Here is a 24554-nt window from a genome sequence, read left to right on the forward strand (position 1 = left end):
CTTACACTTCCTTTATACTTTTTATTACATAATCCACGTCTTCATCGGACATGCCGGGATAAAGAGGAATTGTGATAATGTCCTCATATATTTTTTCTGTAATTGGACAAATTCCTTTTGAATAGCCTAGTGATTGATAATATGGATGATAATAAACTGGAATATAGTGAACATTTACTCCAAGGTTTAAGTTTGAAAGTTTATTAAATATCTCATTTCTGTTTTTCCCTATAGATGAAGGCTTCAATTTTAAGATATATATATGATAGGAGGATTTTGAATTTTCTATTTGAAAAGGAATAGTAACTTTATCTCTAAAAGAATTTTCTGAAAAAGCTTTATTATAGATGGTTGCTATTTCACGCCTTCTTTTAATAAAAGTATCCAGTTTTTTTAGCTGTGAAATTCCTAAGGCAGCCTGAATATCACTTAAGCGGTAATTGTAACCTAAAAGTTGTTGTTCATAAAACCAAGTTCCATGAGTTTTATCCATAAGAAGCTTTGGGGAGCGGGTGATACCGTGACTTCTAAAGAGCAGGAGTTTTTCATAGAGTTTAGGATTATTTGTACAAATCATTCCTCCTTCGGCAGTTGTAATGTGTTTTACAGGATGGAAGGAGAAGGTGGTCATATCAGCTATACTTCCAACCTTGTGCCAAGTTTTTTTTGAATCCATTATTTCAGCACCAAGACTATGAGCTGCATCTTCAATAAAAATTAAATCGTGCTTTTCTGCTAGTGCTTTTATTTTAAATAATTCTGCTGGTTGACCTGCAAAATCTACTGCTATAAGTGCTTTTGTTTTGTTTGTAATTTTCTTTTCTATTTCTTGAGGATCTATATTATAAGTATCTGCGTTGATATCAGCAAATATAGGCTTTCCTCCAAGATAAAGGATGCTGTTGGAGGTAGCTGCAAATGTTAAGGGAGTAGTAATGACTTCATCACCTGTATTAATATCAGCAGCATAGCAGGCAGCATGAAGGGCGGCAGTTCCATTGGCTATGGCAACAGTATATTTACAGCCTACATAAGCTGCAACTTTTTCTTCGAATTCTTGGATCTTGGGCCCAGTGGTTAGATAATCACTTTTTAATACTTCAACTACTGCTTGAATATCTTCTTCATCGATACATTGACGTCCATAAGGTATATATGGATGCTTCAATATTTTCACCTTCTTTAATAGAACTTATAATACTCTGTTAGATACCTATAAGCTTCACCAGTTTTTATAATTGGTGGTGTAATAGCTTTTTTAAGAACAATATTTTCAAAAGCATATATAACGTCGTTAAAGCCAAAGGTCGCTCTCATAAAAGCTGTGCTAGAGTATCTTGGATTAATTTCAAAAATATAAGGCGGGGAATTTTTTTGTTTTCTTAATTGAATATTTATGGAGTTACTTATATTTAGCTTTAGTGCGACATTTTTGCATAAATCATCTATTTCTTTATCAAAAATCACCTTTACAGTATCACTTCTGCCATCTTTTAAGGTTCTTTCAAGGGTAATTACATGTATTTCATTTGTAAAAGAATCTCTATATACTCCGTTTGTATACTCAATCCCAGAAATATACTCTTGGATCATATAGCTATTGTCTAGATTGTTAATGTTATTTAATTCTTTTGGGTCTTGAATTATGTGAAGATTCTTCGAACCACAATCACAAATCTTTTTTAATACAAAAGGATATTTAAAATTCTTTAATAACTTATTTTGTGAAATGGTATTATCGTATACCACTGAATGTGGGGAAGGAAAGTTGTTATTTTTTAAAAATTCCATTGTCTTATATTTATCTCTGCAAAGATTGATTACTTCAAGTGAGGGTATAGCCATACGGCATTTAAGATTATCATCTAGTTCATGGTAATTGTCGCATATATAAAAAAGCTCTGGTTCACTACAAAGATAAATCAAATCAATTGATTCATAAAAAGCAAATTTATTTATCCATTCTGTAAATAATGTATTTTCAGCCTTAGGTATAACGTGAAAGCTATCACAAAATAGAGGGTGAAGTGGATAGTTATTGCAATCTGTTCCCCAGACTTTTATGTTATAGTTTGAGCCACGCAAGGCTTTGCATACAGCTTGACCTAAATCACCTCCAATAGAGGTAACTAAAACATTGTATTCAGTCATAATAAATCCTTCCTTTATAGGTGTAAAAGCCACAGAGTCAATTACACTGAAAAATTAGTTCTGGATAATACAACTGGAGTTATATTACTCACAATAATTAGTATATGTAACTGAATAAATTTAGTGTGCATAGACTAATTTTATAATTGAAACAGATATATTTAATTTGTTATTTTGGGAATCTAAGGGTAAGGGGGCAGTTGTAATGGAAAAGATTTTAGTAATAGCAGCTCATCCTGATGATGAAATTTTAGGTTGTGGTGGTACGATTAGAAGATTGATTAATGAGGGGAATGAAGTTTATTCATTGATTTTATCTGATGGTACTACTTCTAGGCACGATAATATCAACTGCCAGGTAGACAAAGAAATTGAGGAAAGACATCAAGATAGTTTATTAGCAAATAAACTTATAGGATATAAAGATACTTTCTTTTGTAAGTTTACCGATAACAGTTTCGACCAAGAGGGGCTACTTAACATAGTTAAATTAGTTGAAAAATATGTATCTCAAATTAAACCTTCTATTATTTTTACACATCATTATGGAGATTTAAATATTGACCATCAAATAACCTTTGAAGCAGTTGAAACAGCTACAAGACCAATGGAGGATTGTCCAGTTAGAGAAATATACTGCTTTGAAACTTTTTCCGCTACAGAATGGAATTTTCTAAATAAAGATAGGTTTAATCCTAATTATTTTGTTAATATCGAAAGAACAATAAAGGATAAAATGGAAGCTATGAAATGTTATAAATCAGAATTGCGTAGATATCCTCATCCTCGCTCTTTAGAGGGATTAGAGGTGGCTGCTAAAAGATGGGGTATAGTAGTTGGCTGCAGTTACGCGGAAGCTTTTGAATTAATAAGAAAGATAGTTATTTAATTTAAGATATTTTTAAACACGGAAGAAATTATTAATGTATATCTTCCGTGCTTTCTATATTTTCACTGTAGAACTTTAGGAGTGGACTGTTGTTTATCCCCAATAAGTTGAAAATCAAAACTTATATCAGAACTAGAAGGGCTTACTTGATGAATTTCTACAGCTATTACGTTATCTCCGTTTTTAAGATAGCTTGTGTCGATTATAGCTTTTTCAAGAGAAATTTCATCTATTCCATCTAAAGCGTTGAGGGCTAAAGTATTGTATTCAATTGTACCAGATGGCATGTTAGTTCTATACACCTCTTTACCATTTAGATATACAACAGCTCCATCATCCTTTCGGATTCGAAGTATCAAACTTTTATATATTGAGGTATTACCAATAGTAAAATGTTTTCTAAAATAGGTTGTTATATATTTTTTATAAACATTAGGGCCATAACTTATAACTGTAGACTCACCTCCATCTCCATAACCTAGTTCTGCAAGTCCAGAAGGCCATGAAGAATCGTGAAAATTAAGCTCTCTCCAGGAGGTCTTAAGGTCAGAACCCTTATCAAAATACTTCCATGATGCACCAAGAGGAATTAATATATCTGTCATAGTATCAGGAGCATGGTCTACAGTAGATGGATATATAGAACAACTATCAATAAGGTTGTTTTCCTTATCGTATACTTGCATAGAAACTCCACTATTCTTTATGTCTAAAACGCAATAATGGTATAGTCCAAGAGGACCAATTATGGCATTTTCTGCATTAGTAATGTGTGCATTTAGTGAAGAACCTGCTCCGCCAGTAGTTATTTGATAGATAGAATTTTTTATTGGGAAATCATTAGTAGAAAAAGTTTTATCTATAAGACGGCGGCAATAATTGTGTTCATGACCTACAAACACTGCTGTTACTTTATACTCATCAAGAATGGACCATAAAGCATTACGATCAGCTGGACTACCATCTAAGCTTTCACCATAATGATGTCCTGTAGGGAAAGCAGGAACATGGAAAAATACAAAGTGATATTTTTTATCACTGCCAGCAAGGAGGTTTCTTAACCACTCTCGTTGCTCTGCTCTAATGGTATAGCTGTAGTTTTTAGCTGTTCTATCTGAGTTTAAAATGATAAAGCGAGTATTATCATAATCAACGTAGTAAACACTTCTTTGATAGCTTTGTAATTGTTCATTAGGAAGGTAAGGAAATGCATTACTAAAAGCAGCTTCATTGTTTTCATGACTTCCTAATACAGGATAGAGCATACTAAGAGGATAATATTCTTGAAAAATCCTTTTCCATTCCTCTAATTGTTCATTTACTTTAGAACCACCGTATACCATGTCTCCAACAAAAAATATTAAATTTGGTTGAAGTGACATCCCCTTAATATTAGAAAGTAGAGTACGGAGCATTGGAATGTTTATTGCTACAGAAGGTCTGCTGCTATCAGCTAATACTACAATACGAAAACTTGACTCCATATACATCACCTCCAATTATAGTTGAGTTCTTAAGAACTCTTCAGTTTTTGATATACCTTCCACTAGAGATACTTTAGGACTCCAGCCTAGAATTTTCTTACTATAACGAGAATCACATAACAATTTTTGAATTTCACTTTGTGGGTGAATGTGAGTTACATATTTAATAGTTCCTGTTTCACCAGCTATAGTCTTTGCTAGTTCTGTTATTGAAATGTCAACGCCACTACCAGCGTTTACTATTTTGCCATTTGTCTTTTCAGAATAGCCGGCTTCGACTACGAAATCAGCACAATCTGTTACATATAAAAAGTCTCTTGTCTGCTTACCATCGCCATATATAGCTAGTGGCTTATTCATTAGTTTTTTATCAATAAAGATTGAAATTACCCCGCCTTCACTATTTTGTTTTTGATAAGGACCATAGGTATTAAAAGGCCTAAGAACTGTTGTTGGAAGACCATAAGCATAGTAATAGGACAAGGCTAAATTTTCTCCAGCTAATTTAGCTGCTGCATATGGAGATGCTGGACAAGTAGGGTGACTCTCAGAAATACCTTCTATATTTAATGCTTTACTGTATACCATGCAAGTACTCATATATACAAATTTTGTGTTATTTATTTTGCACTGCTGTAGAACATTAAAGGTTCCTATTACATCATTTTCAAAAGTTGTTTTTGGGTCATCTATACTATCTTGGACATTAATCGAAGCTGCAAGATGATAGCATATATCAAATTTATTTATAAAAAGAGTTTCAAGAAGATTGGTATCCATAATACTTCCTTCTATGAAGGTAATGTTAGGATAATTAAACTGCAAATCTTTTATATTATCTATTGAACTATTGGCAAGGTTATCTAGTATCCAGATATTATGGTTATCCTCAGTAAGACGTTTAACTACCCACCTTCCTATAAACCCTGCACCTCCAGTTACAAGTATATTCATATTATCCCACCTTTATATTAATTGGCTTTTAATAAGAAAAGCTAAAAGTTCATCTTTTGTAAGATGAACATCATTATCAGATGATATTTCTCCTAATACTGGTTTACCTTTTGATAAATTAAAAATATTTTGTCTATCTGAGATAATTGTAGGAAGTATAGAGTAATATTCATCAAATTCAAATGCTCTTTCTGCTTCGTGAGTTGTAACAAGTTCCTCAAAAAGTTTTTCAGAGGCTTGTTTTTTTGTGATTTTTATTCCAATATTTTTTGGATCTTTTGAGTATTTTGGAGCTAAGTACTCTATTAATACTTCAGCAAGATCAACTATTTTAATGCTTGGCATTTTTTTTATTATTATTTCTCCGCCTATAGCTATTTCACTGCTTTTTATTAAAAGTTCCACTGCATCATCAATTGTACATATAAATCTAGTCATAGCTGGATGGGTAACAGTTAGAAAATTTTGTTTTTGTATTTGTTTTTTAAATAAATCGAGGACACAGCCTCTAGAACCAAATACATTTCCAAAGCGAACCGTTGTAAAAATTGTTGAATTTCCCATAAGGTAATTAGCTTGAGATATAAGCCTCTCGCTGTAGAGTTTTCCAATACCCATTACGGTAGTAGGATTGGCAGCCTTATCACTGCTAGTAAATATGACTTTTTCCACATTATTTAAGGTGGCACTTTTTATTATATTTTCAGTGCCTATAACATTTGTTGTAAGGGACTCATAGGGATTATTTTCACAAATACCGACAATTTTCATAGCCGCAGTATGAAAAACTATATCTACTCCTCTTAGAGCTGAGTTTATGCTGTCATAATTTCTTATATCACCAATTATAAAAGAAACCTTTGGGTTTTGTTTAAAGTAATAAAGGTCTGATTCTTGTTTTTGTTCATCACGGCTAAATATATAAATATGATTAATATCATATAGCAATAGTCTGTTTAATAAAGCTTTTCCAATGGTGCCTGTACCACCAGTAATTAAAATTTTTTTATCACTAAGCCACATTTCTCATCCCTCGCTCATTAGTTAGTACTATATTATATGAAGGGATAACTAGTAATGCGAATATTTTAAATTGGCCTATAATTATACACCAATATACAAGGAAAACCATATAGTATCATTAGAAAGATAGGCTAATAAAACTAGGGGAGGAGGAAGCTGCAATTATGAAAATGTGCGATAGGAAGCCAGGAATTGTAAGCATTGTAATTGCTACTTATAATTATGGTCGTTTTCTAGTAGATGCTCTTCGGGGAATAGAAAAGCAAACATATCCCAATATAGAACTTATTATTATGGATGATGCTTCAGATGATAACACAGAAGAGCTTGTTAATTCGTGGTATAAAGAATGTAAATATAGATTTTCAAATTTTATTTATTTAAAACTTCCAAGAAATATTGGTGCAGGATGGGCTTACAATATTGGTTTCCAGATGTCCTTTGGAGAATTTGTTGTAATACATGATGCCGATGATGTTAGCTATCCAGAAAAAATTGAGAAGCAAGTAAAACTATTTAATGAACATCCTGATACTGCTATGGTGGGTACAGGTTTTAGGACCTTTAAAGATAATATTTTAGAGAGTAAGCCTGGAAGTGGGTGGCTAAGTTTTAATTCAGCTCACATAGAGAAAAATTATAAAAAATATCTAAGGCATTGTGTTGCTTATGGGACATTAATGTTTCGTGCTGCCATTTTAGAAGAGATTATCGGATGTTTTAAAGCTATACCTGTTGGTAATGATATGTTTTTCGTTAATAATATAGTAAATCATGATTTCATTGTTGAAAATATAAAAGAGGAGTTACACTATGTAAGAAAGCATACAGGATCTATGAGCAGCCAAATAAGGCATAAGCAAGATATTGATGTGCTTAAAAAGAGAAAAATTGTTGATGACCTTGTAAGTGTAGTAGTTCCAGTTAAAAACAGTGAGAAAACCATAAAGGATGCTTTAAAGAGCATAGGAGATCAAACTTATAAAAATATTGAAATTATCGTAGTGGACGACGGTTCTACTGATAGTACTGAGAAAGTAGTTAACGACTGGTATAAGCAATATAGAAGTTATTCTTTTGATAGTAAGATTAAAGATTTGTTATATTTTAAACCTCCAAAATCAGTAGATTTTCCTTGGATATATAATGCAGGAGCTTATTTATCAAGAGGTGAATATATAGCTTTTCATGATGATAAAGGTAGAAGTCATTTTGAGAGAATACAAAAGCAAGTGGACTTTTTAAAGAATAACTTTATGTACAGTGCTGTAGGTACAAACTGCAAACCAGGAGGAGCGATGATCCGGTATGATGATAAAATTGAGGATGCTTATATTACAGAGTATGTTAACTGCGTAAATATAAACACTTTGATGGTAAGATATGATCAGATTCATAAAACTGCTGGTTTCAATAATTTGATGCAAGGTGCATGGGATTTTGAATTTATATATAGACTTTTAAATAATGGATACAAGGTACAAAATCTTAGAGAGATTTTGTATTTCCAATAAGGGGGTGAGTTTATGAAACCATTGATTAGTGTAATAATGCCTGTTTATAATTGTGAAGAATTCGTGGAAGAAAGTATTAGAAGTATTATTAAACAGAATTATACAAATTGGGAATTGATAATTGTTGATGACGCTTCAGAGGATAGTACGCTAGAAAAAATATCTAAAATACAAGACAAAAGAATTCAAGTAATTGGTCTAAAAGAACATCATGGAATAGCCTCAGCTTTTGCAGAAGGCTACAAATTAGCTAAAGGACAGTATATCGTAAGGCATGATGCCGATGACATAAGTTTACCTACTCGTTTGTATATTCAGCAAAGTCATTTAAATGAAAATCCCAAACTTGGTATGGTGTCTTGCCTTATCTCCTGTTTTACAAGAGACCAGTCTTTAAGGAAAGAGTGTATTTTTATAGAGAGAATCCAAAATTATTATAAAAGCAATGATGATATAGAAAAATCAATTATTGTGGGCTTTTTACCAATAATATTCCCTACGTTAATGATTCGTAAAGAAATTTTGGACAAAGCTCTTCAAGAGAATAAAGCAGGTCCTTTTGATGATCAAATGGAGTTATTACTTGATTTAATCAAATTAAGTCCTGTGGAAAAGGTTAACACAATTCTGTATTCTTATAGAAGGCATAAAAATGCTTACCATATTGTAAATCAAAAAGAATATGATCAATATACAGCTAAATTACTTAAAGATAATTCTATTAGAAATTATTTTAAATACAAGGAGTTTTATAAGAATTTAAATTTAGAGGTAGAAAAAGAAAATCAGTTAAATGAAAACAGCAAATTAAGAGTTTTGATGATGGTAGACGCTTTAAATATTGGTGGAACAGAAACTCACATTCTTAATATTGCTAGAAAAATGATAGAAATGGGGATTTATGTAGTTATATCGACTTCGGGTGGCCCTATGGAAGTCATAATGAAGTCTTATGGAATAAAGGTTATTAAGATACCTATAGATAGTGATTATATATCGAATAAGAAAAAATTTGGAATGATAAAAGCAGCAAAGGATATTATAGATCAAGAAAAAATAAATATCATTCATTGTCATTTGTTTGCCAGTATGCAGCTTGCAAGTGAAATTTACAGAATGTACAAAATACCATATGTAGTTACCATTCATGGATTATTCTATCCTAATAATATCTTCTATCCTACTTGCGTTGAAGCCACTAGGATTATTGCTGTAAGTAAACCTGTTAAAGAAATGCTTCATAATAAACTTGGTGATAAGTGCGGAGATAAAGTTGTTGTAATTCCAAATGGAATTAGTAAGAACTATGTAAATACTTCTCCAGTGGAAGTAGATATACGTAAGGAACTTAATATACCCAAGAATGCAGGGGTATTGTGTTATTGTAGTAGACTAGACTGGAATAAGACTCATGCGGCACGCGTATTATTGTTTAGCTTTGTACAGGTTTTAGAGGAATTTGGTAATTTGCATTTGATTATTATTGGCGATGGTCCTGGAAGAGAAAACTTAGAAAAGGAAGCACAAGTCATTAATGAGATGGCGAAGAAAGAAGTTGTTCATATGATGGGGGCTAAGGTGGATGTAATACCATATTATCGTAACAGCAACATTATAATTGGAACAGGTAGAGTTGCGCTAGAAGGAATGATGTGTAAAAAGCCTGTAATTGCAGTAGGTAATCAGGGGTATATAGGAATTGTATCTGAAAGTAGAAAAAATATTCAATGGGATATGTACTTTGGAGACCATGATGCTCTTGAAAAACCAACTGTTACAAATTTAGTAAGAGATATTAGGTATCTTTTAATGGATATGGATAGACGTATATCAATAGGTAGATGGGGAAGAGTTTGGTGTGAAAAAATGTTTGATATAGATAAGTGCGTAAATGAAATTGTAGATATCTATATAAAAGCCTTGAATAAATAAGTTAATTTTGAAACATTTATTAGAAAGGTAGGAGGTCGCTTTAGTAATCTCCTACCATAAAAATAACTATTATAGAAAACTATTTACATAAGAAATTTCATATATTCAAGGATCTATTTAGGCAATTCTACATTTTGAGCTTGAGTTAATTTAATTGTCATCAATAATACTGCCTTTTCTTTTATATCATGAAAGGTCTGATTCAAAGGAAGTGTGCAATCTTTTTCTATTGGATTTTCAAGAATGTCAGATTCAATAAATTCAGCACTAATTAAATCACAGAATATTTTTTCATTAAAGAATTCAAGCAATCTAAAGTTTTTTTCTCTAAAATCTTTTCCTATAAGAGTTTTTTCACATAAGTCACAGCTAGTAATACAATTTTGTATGATTTCAACCTCTTCTTCAAAAGTATTTTCTTTAAGTTTTGGTAGGGTATTCAATTTTACTCTGGTAGTGCACTTAAATGGAATATCAATTGATGCATCTTTTATTCTCCCACATAATGAACCGTTATTTGTACATTCCTTAGTGGAGTATTCTATATTTTTTCTAATAAATCCACCTAAGAATAGTATTCCAGTGTTACGTTCTACAGCTTCAGAGTTTGGAATGAACTTGCATTGGTCTAAATAGACGTTTTTTCTTACCTGCTTGATTTCTGATACAGCATCCTGAAGCTTTATAATAGATTCTAGGGTTATAGTAATGGTACACTCTGTTAACACTACTGGGATTTTTACTGTTATAGGACCTTTGGTTACTTCAGAAGTATAAGGAAAGTTTGCTTGGAGAGGGAGTGCTTCTGAAGATACTTTGGTTTCGCAAAGTTCAATATTACTCTTATCTATGTGTTTTTTCTCAATATTATTGTAATGGTATCTTTTATAAGTCTTTTTTGGGGATTCGTATTTAGATTCTATATATTGATTTTGTTTATTAGTATCAATATTGGTAGTAATGTTAGTATTAATACTAGTAGCAGTATTATTAGTGCTAGTATTGGCATTTATAATATTAATGTTATTGGTATTGTTAGGTTCTTTAGGGATATGAACCTTATGAGATTTATCTTGGTTACTAGAAGAAATAGGTTCTTTTTTTAATACTGGTTTATAGTAATTTAAAAGCCTACTTTGTTTAGCAGATTCCATGAGAGCTTTTTTTCTTTTGATAAATTCTTCATATTTTTTTCTTCTAAGACGTTCCTCATATTCTTTTCTTTTAAGATATTCTTCATACTGTTTTTTTTGTAGGTTCTCTAAATACTGTTTTCTTTTAAGAAATTCATCTAGATATTGTTTTTTTAGTTGTTCATCATAATTTACTCTTGAGTAGTATGTTCTAACCATAATATTTATCCTCCTTTTAAGTGAAGAATCTCATTAAAAAATAATAAATTTATTGAAAAGATAAAAGCTCATATAAAGTAAAAAATCCGACTAAAAACAGACCCAAACCTGGATAAATAAGATTTAGGTCTGTAAAGTGGTGTTTAGTAATTAACTAAAAATTATAAGAACATAGTTAATTTCAAAATTATTAGCTCAAATTTTTATAGAGCTGTAACTCTTACCTGTTGTTTTTGTAATACTTTTAGTGTTAAATTGATTATAATTTTCTCTGTTAATTGTGTGAAAGATTGGTCAACAGGGTTTTTGCAGCTAGAAATTGGGTGTTTGTGAATATCAACTTCAGCAATGTCAGCTCTTACTAATTCAACAAAAGGTTTTTCGTTGAAGTATTCAGTAAATGCAAAGCTTTGGTCGCAAGGGTTACGTCCAATAACTGGATCTGCACAAGTATCACAAGATTTTAATTTATCTGTAAAGAATTCAACTTCATAAGGAGTAGTATTTGGCTCGAAAATAGGAACTCTGTTTGGTGCAAAGTAAACTCTAGTAGTAAAATCAAAAGGTACTTCAACTGTGCAGTGTCTTATATCTCCACAAATGTTTACAGTTCCAGGTGTATTGCAAGTTTCAGTTGCGTATTCAATGTTCTTTCTTACAAAACCTGATACACATAATATTCCACTATAAGGTCTTTCAGCAGTAGCTGAATTTGGAATTAGACGAGCTTGAGTTAAAAATACGTTTTTCTTTATTCTTTTAATTTCAATTACTTTCTTATCTAATGTTATAATAGCTTCAACAGGAATTGTTATATTTGTTTCTGCTAATACAACTGGAAGTTTTAGAACTACTGGTCCAGCAGGAATAACTGCAGGAGCTACAGTAAAATCTTCAGTTAATGGTACGAATTGAGAAGAAACTTTTGCACAACGATTAAGGTCACCACAAGAGGTGGCACATTCAGAAATGTTTGAATTTTCTATATTTATTGCGTTATTATCACTCATTAAATATTCCCTCCAATATAGGTAATGAAAATAATGTTCTTAAACTTTACCTAATGTTATGATATGCACGTATCTACAAATTGTACAAAAAAATTCATTAATTATAGCGAAATTTTATAAGTTTGTCCTTTCTTGGAAAGTTCCTTTTAAAACTTAATTTGTATTAGCATAGAAACAATAAAAAGAGCAAGGCATCTTTTTACACCTTACTCTTTTGGCAGTATGCTATTCCAAATTGTTAGCTTAATATTATTCATTGGAACACACGCTTTGATTTTATTGTTTTTAGGATTGTCCTCTTTAGAACTAATGCTTTTTAGCCTATAGCCTCTCTTAGAGCCTTTGAAAGTTGATCAGGGCATGAAGTTCCTCTTCTACCGCAATTAATTCCATGAAGACGGTTTATAGCTTCATTAACCTCCATGCCTTCCACTAAAGCTGATAAACCTTGCAAATTTCCTTCACAACCTCTTGTGAATGTAACGTTTTTCACCTTACCATCTTCTATATCAAAAGAAATATTTGTAGAACATACTCCCTTAGTCTTGTAATTATACATAGAAATTCTCCTCCTAAGTTTAAAATATTTAGTTCATTGATATGTAAGTAATCTCAAGTTTTTCTTATTCATTAATAAGATCATTACTGTTTAAGTAATACAAAAGAATAAATTATGAATAAGTCGAAGATTTATTGATCTATCTACACGAAATTAATGATACTTTAATAACTTCTTTATGTCAACGTACCTAAATACTAAGAGTTTCATATTATGGAGTAGGAGGTGAGTAAGGGATGAAAAAAGCAAATATGTATATAGCTAATACAAGTTCTGATACTATTCATGTTATAGACTATAATGAGCTACAGATAGTTGATGAGATTAGTTTATGTAATCAGAATAGAACTTATGGACCTTGTTCAATATGCGACTATAAGGAGAGCATAATAGCGTCAAATCTATATGATAATTCAATAACTATTATACAAAAGAGAAAACCTCACCTTATGGAAACTTATTACATTGGTTCTGCTTGCTGTGATGTAAAAGTCTTTGGTGATAAGGCATATATTATTTGTGCTGATTCAAATACATTAGTAGAATTTAATTTAATCGATAAGGAAATAGTAGAGATCATACCTTTAGGGAACTGTCCATCATATATAGAACTCTGCAAACAAAAAGGAATTCTTGCTATATGTAATGTTTTAAGTGATGAGGTTATTATTATGGATGTAAACGATAAGAAAAATTATTTAAAAATCATAGTTGGAGCTAATCCAATAAAGGTAAGGTTTTCTATGGTTGGAGATCTTCTTTATGTCTGCGAAAGTAATTTTACTGGTGACTCTCATGGTATAGTAAGTATTGTTTCTTTGAAGAGTAAGCAGATAATTGAGAGAATTCCTGTTGGACAACTACCATTAGATATTATGGTCTATAAAAATTACTTATTTGTATCATGCTATGGTGATGGCAGTGTAAGAATTATTGATATAAATACTAAAATAGAGGTTGGTAGAATAATGGTAGGTGGTATGCCTAAGGACATCTTTAAAATAAATGAACACATATATATAAATGAACATCTTTCAAAATCATTGTTAAAAGTTCAATTAAAAGAAGAAAATAAAAAGGCTATATTCCTTGGTGGAGAAGCCAATGGAATAATACTAGCCTAATGATCTTTTGTAAGAATATTTATAATGTTATTATACAATTGGGAAGAATTATTCTTCCAGTTGTTACATAAATCCTTTGCCTGCTTTTGAGTAGCAACAGAAATCTTGATATCTATCAAAGTAATCTTATTCTCTGTAGCTTTTAAAGATACAGTATAATTTGATGAATTCTCAATAGTGTAATCTGCAGTAACACTTATTTCTTCTTTAATCTTATCTATATTTTTCTGTATGAAGTCATCTATGAGCTTTTTCGTTTCAGGTGAAATTCTATTCTCAAAATAAGATAGAACTTTTCTTCCACTTTTATTAATAGCTAATTTGGCTTGGTTATCTTCCTTAGTGTTATCCACGAAGCCAGAAGCTTCAAGTTCAGAAATATACTGTTGAAGTATAAAATAATTTAGGTAACTACTTTGAAGAATTATTTCAGTAAGGATTTTTCTTGATACAGGTATTTTAAGTTCTCTAAGTGTATAGAGAAGTAATAATTTATTTTCAGCTAAGTCTATTTCATTATTAAACACGTTACTCCTCCTTAAAAAATAATTAAGTACTTATTTATAGAGGTAAGTTTATAGATTACTAAAGGCTATAAATCACCTAAATAATAATATAATGTTGATTATACCATAAAAAAAGCCTATAGTAGGAGAATTTTATCTAAAGATTGTCAAAAAAATATTCATATCTATGGATTGTTAAGAATATAAATTTATTAGAAATATGGGAGAGAGGAGGTAATGAATGAAGGTAATAATCATTAGGAAAAAGAGGGTTATCACAGTTTTTGCTATTATTACCGCACTTATTTTAATTATTTTTTCTACGATGTACATACTTAGTGGAAGTGTACTAAAGGTTTCAAACAGTAAAAAGAAGCTACCAATTTACTCAGTTGATAGAAATGATAAAAAGATTGCATTAACCTTCGATTCCACTTGGGGAGAGGAAAATACAAAGCAGATACTAGATATATTAGATAAATATGAAATAAAGGCAACTTTTTTTCTTATAGGAAAATGGATCGATGAATTTAATGATGATGCTAAGGAGATATACTTAAGAGGTCATGAAATAGGTAACCATTCAAATAAGCATAAGGATTTTGTAAACTTGACTAGAGAGACTTTAATAAGTGAGATAGCAGATTGTGATGCTAAAATTGCTTCGATTACAGGGGAAAAACCGAAGCTTCTTAGGGTGCCCAATGGTTCCTATAATGATTTTGCCCTCTCTGTTATTGAAGATACGCATCATTATTGTATTCAATGGGATGTGGATAGTTTGGATTGGAAAAATCTTGGCAGTGATAAAGCATTTAAAAAGGTGGTGAGTAAAACAAAGTCAGGGTCTATTATTTTATTTCATAATGGAGCTAAGGATACGCCTGTAGCTTTGGAGAATTCAATAATAGAAATGAAGAAAGAAGGTTACGAATTTGTAACTATTTCACAGCTAATTTATAAAAATAATTATAAAATTAGCGATGAAGGCAAACAAATTTCAATCAAATAGTTGTATAATAGGTAAAAAATGTATTATAATAAAAAAGGGGAATTTCTATTAAGTATTTCTTAGATTTAGTTTTGGGAGATATGAGATAAAAAAAAATATATAGAACTGAGAGAAGAGGGGTTAAGATGGACGAAATAATGCTCAACAACAAATTGTATTTAGAAGGGACCATAACTAGTGAATTGGTTTATAGTCACGTAATGTATGGGGAAGGGTTTTATACCTTTATGCTAGACGTGCCAAGGCTAAGTGATGCTAAGGATGCTTTAGCGGTTACAGTATCCGAAAGATTATTGACAGGTTTGGACTTATCAATAGGAAATGATATTACTGTAGAAGGACAATTACGATCTTATAACAAATTCATTGATGGATCAAACAGATTAGTATTAACAGTATTTGCTAGGAAGATTGAACCCTGCTTAGAAAAGAGTAAAAATCCAAACATAATTTATTTAGATGGATTTATATGTAAGAGACCAGTTTATAGAACAACTCCTTTTGGTAGGGAGATTGCTGATATGTTACTAGCTGTTAACAGGGCATATAATAAATCTGATTATATTCCTACAATCGCTTGGGGTAGAAATTCAAGATTCTGTCAAAGTCTAGAGGTAGGGGATAACATAAGAGTCTGGGGAAGAATTCAGAGTAGAGAGTATCAAAAAAAGGTTAGCGACGAGGAAGTTATAAAAAAGGTTGCATATGAAGTTTCTATTTCCAAAATGGAAAGAGTTACAGCGACAGGCACTGATCAAGAACAAATTGAAAAAAGTGACGACGATAACCTAATAATTATATAAGTAAAAAAGCATGAGCAAAATTTGCTCATGCTTTTTTTAGTTTTTTATCAGCAAAATTAATAGCTACGAATTTTGCATTAATAAATGTGCAAAATTATCATAGGAACTATTTTCTTAAATCTTCCATAAGTTTAGTTTTATCTTTAGTTTTATCATCTACAGATTTGATGATTTTTGCAGGGGAACCTGCAACAACTACTCCTTCAGGTACATCTTCTGTAACTACTGAACCGGCAGCTACAACGGAATTTTTACCAACTCTAACACCTTCAAGGATTACTGCATTAGCACCAACTAAAACGTCATCTTCAATTACTGAAGGGTCCTTGCTTGGTGGTTCTAATACTCCAGCAACAACAGCTCCTGCGCCAAGGTGAACTCTTTTACCAAGTTTTCCTCTTGCACCAACAACAGCATTCATATCAACCATTGTTCCTTCGCCTATTTCAGCACCGATGTTAATAACAGCGCCCATCATAATAACAGCGTTTTTCTCAATTTTAACTCTATCTCTTATAATTGCACCTGGTTCAATTCTAGCATCTATATCAACCATATCGATAAGAGGGATTGCTGAATTTCTTCTATCTTGTTCTACTTTAAATTTCTTGATTTTGCTTTGATGTTCCATTAAAAAGCTCATTATTTCAGCATTTTCTCCAAATAAAACATGGAATGGATCAGCACCAAAATTTTCGATGGTACCAAAATCAACACCATCTATATTTCCATCTACATATACCTTTACAGGTGTAGTCTTTTTAGCATCTTTTATGTAACGTGCTAGTTCATAAGGGTTAGTTAAATCGTAATTCATAAGAACCTCCATTGTGAAAAATATTTATTTATAACAAATTTTTTGTTATTATCTCATATTTATTAATTATAAAGTACAAATGTGGTAAAATCAATTAAGATGAAGAAAATAATATTTAGGAGGCTGCTCATGAGTAAATATATTAGTGATAATGCAAAGGATATGGAGTTTTCTGGAATAAGAAAGTTTTTTAATAAAGTAAGAGAAGTAGAGGGAGCTTTATCTTTGACAGTAGGGCAACCAGATTTTCCAGTACCACCATCAATAAAAGAAGGTGTGAAAAGAGCAATAGATGAAAATAAGACCGAATACACTGCAAATCCAGGAATTATTGAGTTAAGAGAAGATATTTCTCAGTACCTAAAAAAATTTAATATAAATTATTCTAAAGAAGAGATTTGCTTAACCGTAGGAGGTAGTGAAGCATTAACTTGTGTATTCACTACAATTTTAAATGCTGGAGATAAATTATTAATACCAGAAATCTCTTATCCTGCTTATGAGAATTGCGGTAAAATGAGAGGGGTGGAAGTAATTAGATATCCTTTAGATGATGAATTTCAATTAGATATAAAGGCACTAGAAGCTCTTATAAAGGAACATAAGCCTAAGGCTATGGTATTATGCTATCCAAGCAATCCAACAGGTGCTACCCTTGATATCAGTGTTATAGAGGAATTACATAAGATAATAAAAGCTAATGATATGGTTGTTATCACTGACGAAATATATAGTGATATTTTCTATAAAGAAGATTACTTTTCAATTGCTCAATATGAAGATATAAAAGAAAAAATTATATATGTAAGTGGTTTTTCTAAAGTCTTTTCTATGACTGGTTTTAGACTTGGTTATATTTGTACTACAAAAGAGCTTATGGACGCTATCGTAAAAGTACATATGTATATGGTATCTTGTGCAGTTTCAGTGGTTCAATATGGAACTCATTATGGTTTTAATGAAGGCCTTGTAGAAGCTAAGAAAATGAGGGAAGAGTTTAAGCGAAGAAGGGACTATGTCTATGAAAGGTTAATAAATATGAAGCTGGACGTAAACAAGCCAGAAGGAGCTTTTTATATATTACCTTCAATAGCAAGGTTTAACATGCCAAGTGAAGAATTTTGCGAAAGATTACTTATGGAAAAAAAGGTAGCCATGGTTCCAGGTATTGCTTTTGGTAAAAAGAGTGATAAGTACATAAGATTATCTTATGCAGCGGATATGGAAACCTTAAAAATTTCTTTAGATAGATTAGAAGAATTTATAAGTGAACTTGATAAAGCTAAATAAAAATAGCTAGTAGGGATGTCAGTTGTTTTAACGACATGCTTACTAGCTATTCTTTATATAATTATCTATTGTTAATTACATCATCCATGTTGAAAAGGCCAACAGTTTTAGTTTTCATATATGCAGCAGCTCTTATAGCTCCAGAAGCAAAAACTTCACGCGATAAAGCTGTATGCTTTAATTCGATTACTTCGTTGTTACCTGCAAAAATAACTTCATGTTCACCAATAATTGTACCACCACGAATAGCATGAACACCAATTTCTTTTTGCTCTCTCTTGTGATTTCCTTCTCTACCAAAGCAATATTCAGTTTCGCTTTTTATAGCTTCTCTTATAGTATCGCCAAGTAAAAGGGCAGTACCACTTGGTGCATCAACCTTTTGATTGTGATGTTTTTCTATTATTTCAATATCATAATCTCCATATAAGAAGCTAGATATATTCTTTAAAATATTATTAATAACATTTATTCCTACTGACATATTACCAGATCTAAAGATAGGAGCTACCTTACTAGCCTCTGAAATTAAATCCACTTGCTCTTTTGTATAGCCAGTAGTACATAAAATTACAGGTTTTAGATTTTCTTTTGAATAGCTAAGTAAGTCATCTAATGCGTCAGGTCTAGAAAAATCTATAATAACATCAAAAGGTACATTACAATCTTTTAGTGATTTAAATACAGGGAAAGAACCATCTGTACTTGGTAGCCTGTCTACACCTGCTACGATTTTTGCATAGTTACTTTGATTTGCAATTTCAGTAACCATTTTGCCCATTTTCCCAAGACAACCTATTAATAAAATATTAGTCATATTTATACCTCCTAAAGTTTAAAACCATAATCTACTAAAGCAGTTTTTAACAATTGAAGGTTTTTATCTTCCATGTCTGTTAAAGGTAGTCTTAAATTACCTACATTATAGCCTAGTAAATTCATAGCTGTTTTTATTGGGATTGGATTTGGTTCAACAAATAAAGCTTTAATTAATTGAATCATATCTAATTGAATCTTTACTGCTTCTTTGCAATTACCAGAAGTATATAAAGTGCAAAGATCATGCATTTCCTTTGGGAGAATATTTGCAATTACAGAAACGACACCTTTTCCACCTAAAGATAGTAAAGGAATTACTTGATTATCATTGCCAGAATAAATATCAAATCTATCACCGTACTGAGCAAAGATTTCTGCAATTTGATCAAATTTATCATTTGCTTCTTTTATAGCTACGATATTTGGTATATCTTTAAGTTCAGATAAATGACTTGTTGTAATAATCATGTTTGTTCTTGATGGAACATTATAAAGCATTATTGGAGTTTTAACACTTTGGGCAACTGCTTTAAAGTGAGCAACAAGTCCTTTGCTAGATGTTTTATTATAATAAGGGGTTATTACTAATAAAGCATCTGCACCTACAGATTCAGCGTATTGGCTCATCTCAATTGATGCTTGTGTGTTATTAGTACCTGTACCAGCGATAACTGGTATTCTTTTATTTACTTTATCTATAACAAACTTAATTGTAGATTTTCTTTCATTTGTCGTCATAGTTGAAGCTTCACCAGTTGTGCCACAAACAACTATAGCATCGGTATTATTAGTTATATGAAATTCTATAAGTTCTTCAAGCTTATTATAGTCAACACCGTTTTCGGTGAAAGGCGTAATAATAGCTACTGCAGAACCATTGAATATACTCATATACTCATCTCCTTTTTAATTTTGAGTTTCCTCTATCATCTTAAACAAGAAAAATTAATAACTAGGGAATAGTCTCTGGCAAATTTTAAGTTATTGATATATAGTTTGATATTCTGCCTATGCTAATGAGCTTATGCAGAATATCAAGTATAGTCAAGTATGCTAATTTTAAGATGATTAAAGATTTCCAAATTGGAAATCTTTAAATAAAATCAATTTTTAAATTATCCTATTAAAGTAGGTTAGTTCTACTTTGATTTAATAATAGTTTCAGCAATTTGGATTGCATTCGAAGCAGCACCTTTTCTAATGTTATCTGCTACAACCCATAGGTTAACCCCATTATCAACGCTGAAATCTCTTCTTATTCTACCAACGAAAACTTCGTCTTTGCCAGCAGCATCAAGTGCTGTAGGGAATACAGCATTTTCAATATCATCCATAAGAACAACATTTTCAGCAGTTTTATATAGATTGAAGATATCTTCAATTTCAAAAGCATTGTTAAGCTCAACGTTTATGCTTTCGCTATGTCCAAAGTATACAGGTACTCTTACTGTTGTAGCTGTAACCTTTAAATCATCATCATGAAGTATTTTTCTTGTTTCATTAACCATTTTGATTTCTTCTTTGGTGTATCCATTATCAAGAAATACATCAATATGAGGAATAACGTTGTTAGTGATGTTTCTTGGGAATTTTTCAGTTGTCCCATTTTGTAAATCAGCAACACCAGAAACACCAGCACCAGAAACCGCTTGATATGTGGAATAAATGATTCTTTTTATTCCATATTTCTCTTTAAGTGGCTTTAATGCAACTACAGCTTGAATTGTTGAACAGTTTGGATTTGCAATTATTCCTTTGTGCCATGAAATATCCTCAGGGTTAACTTCAGGAACTACAAGTGGAACGGTAGGGTCCATTCTCCATGCAGAAGAATTATCTATTACTGTCATATTATATTTTGCGAATATAGGTGCATATTCTTTACTTGTATCTCCACCAGCAGAAAAAAGAGCAAAATCAATCTTTTTATTTTTTATATTGTCTTCCTTTAATTCTTCTACTAATACATCTTTATCTTTAAATTTAAGTGTTTTTCCAGCGGAACGAGCTGAAGCAAAGAAATAAATCTCATCAACAGGAAAATTTCTTTCTTGTAATACTTCAATGAACTTGCTTCCGACTAATCCAGTGGCACCAACCACTGCTACATTGTATCCCATTTGTATTACCTCCTAAAATATACTACGTATATTATATAATTTTATTGATAAAAAAACATCTTAAAAACAATAAAATAAGTAGTTTTTTTCAGAGTTTTTCAAAAAAAATCTAAAAAACCACGCTTTTTAACACCAAAAAAAGGAAAATGCTTTCTGGTGAAATAACAATTGTTCTAAAAGTGATATGAAAATTCGTTTATATATGATAAATTCGCAAATAAACAATTAGAACAATGCGATAATGGTAAAAAAACTTTATTAATAGATATTATTATAATTATATTTCAATAAATAGTAAATAATTACTTATATATAAAAAAATACAAAATATTCTAAGGAAAATTTATTCAAAATTTATTGTATATAGATGAATAATAAAGCTTTTGCTGTAAAGAATATTAGTGAGAATAAAAATAGGGGGAGGTTTTTGTATGAGTAATACACCCTTAAAAAAGGTAATAAAAGCAAAGTTAAAAACTAACCGAGAGTTAAGCGAAATGGAGAAGATAAGAGAAAAAATAAAATATGAGATAGCTGAAGAATTAGGTCTTTCAGATAAAGTAGATGAGATGGGCTGGAGTGGTCTTACTGCTGAAGAAACAGGGCGTATAGGTGGGCTAATGACAAAAAAGAAAAAGGAAATGAATCTTCCTAAAAACTCAGAAATACTCAAAAGAGAAGATTAGAGTTGAAATCTTTCGAATTAAAGCTATAATAGTAATGAGATTAACGAGGATTTGGAGTGTTTTTAATGGAGTATTACAAGGAGTTAGCGAAAATATATGACGAGCTTATAAATGAAGATGTAGATTACTCTAAATGGGCAGAAATTATAATGAACATCTGTGAAGAGATGAATTTAAAAAGAAATTCTTATCTGGATTTAGCTTGTGGAACTGGTAATTTAACTTACGAATTATTTAAGAATTTTAAGGTAACATATGGAGTGGATTTATCTCAGGATATGCTGACATTGGCAAGAGACAAGATGTCATACGGTGGATATAAACCTAAGTTCATATGCCAAGATATAACTAGCCTTAGCTTGGATAAAAAGTTTGATTTGATAACTTGTTGTTTAGATGGAGTAAACTACATATTAGAAGAAGAAAATTTAAAGAATTTCTTCAAAGGTATAAATTCATATTTAGATGATAATGGTTTATTTATTTTTGATATAAATTCATATTATAAATTAAGTACAATCCTTGGAAATAATCTATTTAGTTTTGATAATGAAGAAGTTGTATATACTTGGGAAAATGTTTTTGAAGATGATATTGTGGACATGTACCTAACCTTTTTCATAAAAGAATATGATGAGAGATATGTGAGATTCGATGAGCAGCATAGAGAAAGAGCCTATAGCGAAGAATTTCTTGAAAAAATCATAGAGAATTCAGGACTTAAAATACATAAAAAATTAAACAGTTATACTGAAGCAGAAATAGATGAAACTTGCGAAAGAATAGTATATGTAATTGGAAAGTAGGAGGATTATATGAGTAACAAAATGATTAGAGCTACAGCTAAAGATGGCTCGGTAAAGATAATAGCAGCGACAACTACTGAAATGATAAATAAAATGATAAAAATTCACAATACATCAAGTGTTGCTAGTGCAACTTTAGGAAGATTAATAACTTCTGCTGCATTAATGAGCTCCAATTTAAAGAGTGAAAAAGAAGCATTAACTTTAAAAATCAACGGTGGAGGGCCAGCGGGAAATGTTGTAGCTGTGGCTTATCCAAATGGTGATGTAAAAGGATATATAGGTAATCCAACAGTTGAATTGCCACCAAATGCAGTTGGAAAATTAGATGTAGGTGGAGCTGTAGGGAAGAATGGAAGCTTAGTAATAATTAGAGATTTAGGCTTAAAAGAGCCTTATGTAGGTCAAGTGCCTATATATACAGGTGAGGTAGGAGACGATTTAGCTTATTATTTCACTACTTCTGAACAAACTCCTTCAGCAGTAGGCGTGGGTGTTTTAGTAGAACCAGATTTATCATGCTCAGCAGCAGGTGGCTTCATCATTCAAATGATGCCTGATGCTGATCCGCTTTTAGCAGACTTAATCACATATAGATTAGAAGATTTACCACCAATAACTACCTTAATAAAAGAAGGAAAAACTATCGAAGAAATTTTAGAAGAAATTTTTGAAGATATGGACCTTAAGATATTAGAAGAAACTACAGTGGACTATAATTGTAATTGTACAAGAGATAGAGTTAAACAAGCACTAGTAAGTATTGGATTAAAAGATCTTGAAGAAATCTATAATGAAAACAAAGTTGAGAATGTTCAATGTCATTATTGTAATACAAATTATAGTTTTACCCCAGAAGATATAAAAGAACTTATAGAAGAAGCAAAGTAGAATAGTTGAACATGTAATATATGAAAATTTTATAAGACTCTTAGAGAATTAAATTACTATTTCTCTAGGGGTTTTCTTTTAAAAATAAGTTGTCAAAGTAAGGTAATCTAATGGATATCAGCTTTATAGTTTAAGTTGATACTATAAGGTGGATTATTAGAAGTTATTGTAGTTATCGATAATATTACCAAGAAAGATCGTTAATTTTTTAGTAACAAATTCCTTAAAAACCGTTGACAATGATTTTTGGATATATTAAAATATATCTTGTATTATATGGGAGCATAGCTCAGCTGGGAGAGCATCTGCCTTACAAGCAGAGGGTCACAGGTTCGATCCCTGTTGTTCCCACCATATAAGTTTTAGAGAATTGTGATAAGTTCTTCAATATAAAGAAATCATCGTAATTAACTCTTAACTTAAAAAAGTTTTGGCTCGATAGCTCAGTCGGTAGAGCAGAGGACTGAAAATCCTCGTGTCCCTGGTTCGATTCCTGGTCGAGCCACCAAAAACTGCGGGAGTGGCTCAGTGGTAGAGCGTCACCTTGCCAAGGTGAACGTCGCGAGTTCGAATCTCGTCTTCCGCTCCATATGGCGCCATAGCCAAGTGGTAAGGCAGAGGTCTGCAAAACCTTTATTCTCCAGTTCAAATCTGGATGGCGCCTCCATTGCAAACCCTTGAAAACGCTAGTTTTCAAGGGTTTTGTTGTTTTACGAATACCACAGGTTTTACCTGTGGTTCTAAAAAGCTTCTAGCGATGAGTAGAAAAAAAGAATACCTCCAATGTAAAATGGTAGTAGGTTTGCCGACCA

23 protein-coding genes and 4 tRNA genes are annotated in these 24554 nt (G+C 31.4%); 14 read left to right on the forward strand and 13 right to left on the reverse strand.

Annotation, left to right across the window (positions count from 1 at the left end):
- Position 1 precedes the first annotated feature (1 nt).
- On the reverse strand, positions 2–1168 hold the full coding sequence (gene pseC, locus CLOCEL_RS09835; protein WP_010077072.1) for a UDP-4-amino-4,6-dideoxy-N-acetyl-beta-L-altrosamine transaminase: 1167 nt from the start codon (positions 1166–1168) through the stop codon (positions 2–4).
- Positions 1169–1182: 14 nt separating this feature from the next.
- Entirely contained in the window at positions 1183–2151 is a 969-nt protein-coding gene (locus tag CLOCEL_RS09840) for an ATP-grasp domain-containing protein (RefSeq protein ID WP_010077071.1), read from the reverse strand.
- A gap of 205 nt (positions 2152–2356) precedes the next feature.
- Here CLOCEL_RS09840 and CLOCEL_RS09845 point away from each other — a divergent pair, with 205 nt between their 5' ends.
- Positions 2357–3040 (forward strand): PIG-L deacetylase family protein, encoded by a 684-nt coding sequence (locus tag CLOCEL_RS09845; RefSeq protein WP_010077070.1) that lies wholly within the window; start codon positions 2357–2359, stop codon positions 3038–3040.
- A 62-nt stretch (positions 3041–3102) separates the two neighbouring features.
- On the opposite strand, the gene CLOCEL_RS09850 is transcribed toward CLOCEL_RS09845, so the two are convergent.
- The 3 genes from CLOCEL_RS09850 to CLOCEL_RS09860 are packed head-to-tail and all read right to left on the reverse strand — an operon-like array spanning position 3103 to position 6501.
- Positions 3103–4524: a metallophosphoesterase family protein gene (locus CLOCEL_RS09850; protein WP_010077069.1), complete on the reverse strand. Its 1422-nt coding sequence runs from the start codon at positions 4522–4524 to the stop codon at positions 3103–3105.
- Positions 4525–4539: 15 nt separating this feature from the next.
- On the reverse strand, positions 4540–5478 hold the full coding sequence (locus CLOCEL_RS09855; RefSeq protein WP_010077068.1) for a GDP-mannose 4,6-dehydratase: 939 nt from the start codon (positions 5476–5478) through the stop codon (positions 4540–4542).
- 12 nt (positions 5479–5490) lie between these two features.
- Entirely contained in the window at positions 5491–6501 is a 1011-nt protein-coding gene (locus CLOCEL_RS09860; RefSeq protein WP_010077067.1) for a polysaccharide biosynthesis protein, read from the reverse strand.
- 164 nt (positions 6502–6665) lie between these two features.
- On the opposite strand from CLOCEL_RS09860, the gene CLOCEL_RS09865 reads away from it, so the two are divergent.
- Together CLOCEL_RS09865 and CLOCEL_RS09870 are read left to right on the forward strand one after the other, a co-directional pair.
- Positions 6666–8015 carry a glycosyltransferase family 2 protein gene (locus tag CLOCEL_RS09865; RefSeq protein WP_010077066.1) on the forward strand — a complete coding sequence of 450 codons (1350 nt, stop codon included), beginning with the start codon at positions 6666–6668 and terminating at the stop codon, positions 8013–8015.
- A 12-nt stretch (positions 8016–8027) separates the two neighbouring features.
- Complete coding sequence (locus CLOCEL_RS09870; protein ID WP_010077065.1) at positions 8028–9947, forward strand: glycosyltransferase; 1920 nt, start codon at positions 8028–8030, stop codon at positions 9945–9947.
- A 113-nt stretch (positions 9948–10060) separates the two neighbouring features.
- Here the strand turns inward: CLOCEL_RS09870 and CLOCEL_RS09875 are convergent, their stop codons facing one another.
- The 3 genes from CLOCEL_RS09875 to CLOCEL_RS09885 all read right to left on the reverse strand — a co-directional run bounded on the left by CLOCEL_RS09875 (position 10061) and on the right by CLOCEL_RS09885 (position 12868).
- Entirely contained in the window at positions 10061–11299 is a 1239-nt protein-coding gene (locus tag CLOCEL_RS09875) for a CsxC family protein (protein ID WP_010077064.1), read from the reverse strand.
- 203 nt (positions 11300–11502) lie between these two features.
- On the reverse strand, positions 11503–12309 hold the full coding sequence (locus CLOCEL_RS09880) for a CsxC family protein (protein ID WP_010077063.1): 807 nt from the start codon (positions 12307–12309) through the stop codon (positions 11503–11505).
- Between the two features lie 316 nt (positions 12310–12625).
- A complete protein-coding gene (locus CLOCEL_RS09885) occupies positions 12626–12868 on the reverse strand; it encodes a TIGR03905 family TSCPD domain-containing protein (protein WP_010077062.1) in 243 nt (80 codons plus the stop codon).
- A gap of 236 nt (positions 12869–13104) precedes the next feature.
- Here CLOCEL_RS09885 and CLOCEL_RS09890 point away from each other — a divergent pair, with 236 nt between their 5' ends.
- Positions 13105–13992 carry a YncE family protein gene (locus CLOCEL_RS09890; RefSeq protein ID WP_010077061.1) on the forward strand — a complete coding sequence of 296 codons (888 nt, stop codon included), beginning with the start codon at positions 13105–13107 and terminating at the stop codon, positions 13990–13992.
- On the opposite strand, the gene CLOCEL_RS09895 is transcribed toward CLOCEL_RS09890, so the two are convergent.
- Positions 13989–14519, reverse strand: a complete 531-nt coding sequence (locus CLOCEL_RS09895; RefSeq protein ID WP_010077060.1) for a DUF4364 family protein — start codon at positions 14517–14519, stop codon at positions 13989–13991. The genes CLOCEL_RS09890 and CLOCEL_RS09895 overlap by 4 nt on opposite strands.
- A 220-nt stretch (positions 14520–14739) precedes the next feature.
- On the opposite strand from CLOCEL_RS09895, the gene CLOCEL_RS09900 reads away from it, so the two are divergent.
- Complete coding sequence (locus CLOCEL_RS09900) at positions 14740–15510, forward strand: polysaccharide deacetylase family protein (protein WP_010077059.1); 771 nt, start codon at positions 14740–14742, stop codon at positions 15508–15510.
- A gap of 125 nt (positions 15511–15635) precedes the next feature.
- Positions 15636–16313 carry a single-stranded DNA-binding protein gene (locus CLOCEL_RS09905; RefSeq protein ID WP_010077058.1) on the forward strand — a complete coding sequence of 226 codons (678 nt, stop codon included), beginning with the start codon at positions 15636–15638 and terminating at the stop codon, positions 16311–16313.
- Positions 16314–16419: 106 nt separating this feature from the next.
- Here the strand turns inward: CLOCEL_RS09905 and dapD are convergent, their stop codons facing one another.
- Positions 16420–17130 (reverse strand): 2,3,4,5-tetrahydropyridine-2,6-dicarboxylate N-acetyltransferase, encoded by a 711-nt coding sequence (dapD, locus tag CLOCEL_RS09910; protein WP_010077057.1) that lies wholly within the window; start codon positions 17128–17130, stop codon positions 16420–16422.
- A 129-nt stretch (positions 17131–17259) separates the two neighbouring features.
- Here dapD and CLOCEL_RS09915 point away from each other — a divergent pair, with 129 nt between their 5' ends.
- Positions 17260–18420 carry a pyridoxal phosphate-dependent aminotransferase gene (locus tag CLOCEL_RS09915; RefSeq protein WP_010077056.1) on the forward strand — a complete coding sequence of 387 codons (1161 nt, stop codon included), beginning with the start codon at positions 17260–17262 and terminating at the stop codon, positions 18418–18420.
- 61 nt (positions 18421–18481) lie between these two features.
- Here the strand turns inward: CLOCEL_RS09915 and dapB are convergent, their stop codons facing one another.
- The 3 genes from dapB to CLOCEL_RS09930 form a co-directional block, all read right to left on the reverse strand.
- Positions 18482–19237 (reverse strand): 4-hydroxy-tetrahydrodipicolinate reductase, encoded by a 756-nt coding sequence (dapB, locus tag CLOCEL_RS09920; protein ID WP_010077055.1) that lies wholly within the window; start codon positions 19235–19237, stop codon positions 18482–18484.
- 11 nt (positions 19238–19248) lie between these two features.
- Entirely contained in the window at positions 19249–20130 is an 882-nt protein-coding gene (gene dapA, locus CLOCEL_RS09925; protein WP_010077054.1) for a 4-hydroxy-tetrahydrodipicolinate synthase, read from the reverse strand.
- Positions 20131–20378: 248 nt separating this feature from the next.
- On the reverse strand, positions 20379–21359 hold the full coding sequence (locus CLOCEL_RS09930) for an aspartate-semialdehyde dehydrogenase (RefSeq protein WP_010077053.1): 981 nt from the start codon (positions 21357–21359) through the stop codon (positions 20379–20381).
- A 431-nt stretch (positions 21360–21790) separates the two neighbouring features.
- Here CLOCEL_RS09930 and CLOCEL_RS09935 point away from each other — a divergent pair, with 431 nt between their 5' ends.
- The 7 genes from CLOCEL_RS09935 (at position 21791) to CLOCEL_RS09965 (ending at position 24409) form a co-directional block, all read left to right on the forward strand.
- Positions 21791–22045 (forward strand): alpha/beta-type small acid-soluble spore protein, encoded by a 255-nt coding sequence (locus tag CLOCEL_RS09935; RefSeq protein WP_010077052.1) that lies wholly within the window; start codon positions 21791–21793, stop codon positions 22043–22045.
- A gap of 65 nt (positions 22046–22110) precedes the next feature.
- The gene (locus CLOCEL_RS09940) at positions 22111–22851 is read left to right on the forward strand and encodes a class I SAM-dependent DNA methyltransferase (protein ID WP_010077051.1); all 741 of its coding nucleotides are present in this window, start codon (positions 22111–22113) and stop codon (positions 22849–22851) included.
- Between the two features lie 9 nt (positions 22852–22860).
- Positions 22861–23742, forward strand: a complete 882-nt coding sequence (hslO, locus tag CLOCEL_RS09945; RefSeq protein ID WP_010077050.1) for an Hsp33 family molecular chaperone HslO — start codon at positions 22861–22863, stop codon at positions 23740–23742.
- 278 nt (positions 23743–24020) lie between these two features.
- Positions 24021–24096: transfer RNA gene (locus CLOCEL_RS09950), tRNA-Val, on the forward strand.
- A gap of 78 nt (positions 24097–24174) precedes the next feature.
- Positions 24175–24250, forward strand: a tRNA-Phe gene (locus CLOCEL_RS09955).
- Positions 24251–24256: 6 nt separating this feature from the next.
- Positions 24257–24331, forward strand: a tRNA-Gly gene (locus CLOCEL_RS09960).
- Positions 24332–24334: 3 nt separating this feature from the next.
- Positions 24335–24409, forward strand: a tRNA-Cys gene (locus CLOCEL_RS09965).
- The last annotated feature ends 145 nt before the right edge of the window (positions 24410–24554 follow it).

Origin of the sequence: Clostridium cellulovorans 743B, from assembly GCF_000145275.1 — a bacterium.
Lineage (GTDB): Bacteria > Bacillota > Clostridia > Clostridiales > Clostridiaceae > Clostridium_K > Clostridium_K cellulovorans.

What these genes read in the sequence shown, in the direction of transcription:
- CLOCEL_RS09840 (WP_010077071.1), bottom strand. Translation starts at nt 2,151, where the DNA reads ATGACTGAATACAATGTTTTAGTTACCTCTATTGGAGGTGATTTAGGT.
- CLOCEL_RS09845 (WP_010077070.1), top strand. Translation starts at nt 2,357, where the DNA reads ATGGAAAAGATTTTAGTAATAGCAGCTCATCCTGATGATGAAATTTTA.
- CLOCEL_RS09850 (WP_010077069.1), bottom strand. Translation starts at nt 4,524, where the DNA reads ATGGAGTCAAGTTTTCGTATTGTAGTATTAGCTGATAGCAGCAGACCT.
- CLOCEL_RS09855 (WP_010077068.1), bottom strand. Translation starts at nt 5,478, where the DNA reads ATGAATATACTTGTAACTGGAGGTGCAGGGTTTATAGGAAGGTGGGTA.
- CLOCEL_RS09860 (WP_010077067.1), bottom strand. Translation starts at nt 6,501, where the DNA reads ATGTGGCTTAGTGATAAAAAAATTTTAATTACTGGTGGTACAGGCACC.
- CLOCEL_RS09865 (WP_010077066.1), top strand. Translation starts at nt 6,666, where the DNA reads ATGAAAATGTGCGATAGGAAGCCAGGAATTGTAAGCATTGTAATTGCT.
- CLOCEL_RS09870 (WP_010077065.1), top strand. Translation starts at nt 8,028, where the DNA reads ATGAAACCATTGATTAGTGTAATAATGCCTGTTTATAATTGTGAAGAA.
- CLOCEL_RS09875 (WP_010077064.1), bottom strand. Translation starts at nt 11,299, where the DNA reads ATGGTTAGAACATACTACTCAAGAGTAAATTATGATGAACAACTAAAA.
- CLOCEL_RS09880 (WP_010077063.1), bottom strand. Translation starts at nt 12,309, where the DNA reads ATGAGTGATAATAACGCAATAAATATAGAAAATTCAAACATTTCTGAA.
- CLOCEL_RS09885 (WP_010077062.1), bottom strand. Translation starts at nt 12,868, where the DNA reads ATGTATAATTACAAGACTAAGGGAGTATGTTCTACAAATATTTCTTTT.
- CLOCEL_RS09890 (WP_010077061.1), top strand. Translation starts at nt 13,105, where the DNA reads ATGAAAAAAGCAAATATGTATATAGCTAATACAAGTTCTGATACTATT.
- CLOCEL_RS09900 (WP_010077059.1), top strand. Translation starts at nt 14,740, where the DNA reads ATGAAGGTAATAATCATTAGGAAAAAGAGGGTTATCACAGTTTTTGCT.
- CLOCEL_RS09905 (WP_010077058.1), top strand. Translation starts at nt 15,636, where the DNA reads ATGGACGAAATAATGCTCAACAACAAATTGTATTTAGAAGGGACCATA.
- dapD (WP_010077057.1), bottom strand. Translation starts at nt 17,130, where the DNA reads ATGAATTACGATTTAACTAACCCTTATGAACTAGCACGTTACATAAAA.
- CLOCEL_RS09915 (WP_010077056.1), top strand. Translation starts at nt 17,260, where the DNA reads ATGAGTAAATATATTAGTGATAATGCAAAGGATATGGAGTTTTCTGGA.
- dapB (WP_010077055.1), bottom strand. Translation starts at nt 19,237, where the DNA reads ATGACTAATATTTTATTAATAGGTTGTCTTGGGAAAATGGGCAAAATG.
- dapA (WP_010077054.1), bottom strand. Translation starts at nt 20,130, where the DNA reads ATGAGTATATTCAATGGTTCTGCAGTAGCTATTATTACGCCTTTCACC.
- CLOCEL_RS09930 (WP_010077053.1), bottom strand. Translation starts at nt 21,359, where the DNA reads ATGGGATACAATGTAGCAGTGGTTGGTGCCACTGGATTAGTCGGAAGC.
- CLOCEL_RS09935 (WP_010077052.1), top strand. Translation starts at nt 21,791, where the DNA reads ATGAGTAATACACCCTTAAAAAAGGTAATAAAAGCAAAGTTAAAAACT.
- CLOCEL_RS09940 (WP_010077051.1), top strand. Translation starts at nt 22,111, where the DNA reads ATGGAGTATTACAAGGAGTTAGCGAAAATATATGACGAGCTTATAAAT.
- hslO (WP_010077050.1), top strand. Translation starts at nt 22,861, where the DNA reads ATGAGTAACAAAATGATTAGAGCTACAGCTAAAGATGGCTCGGTAAAG.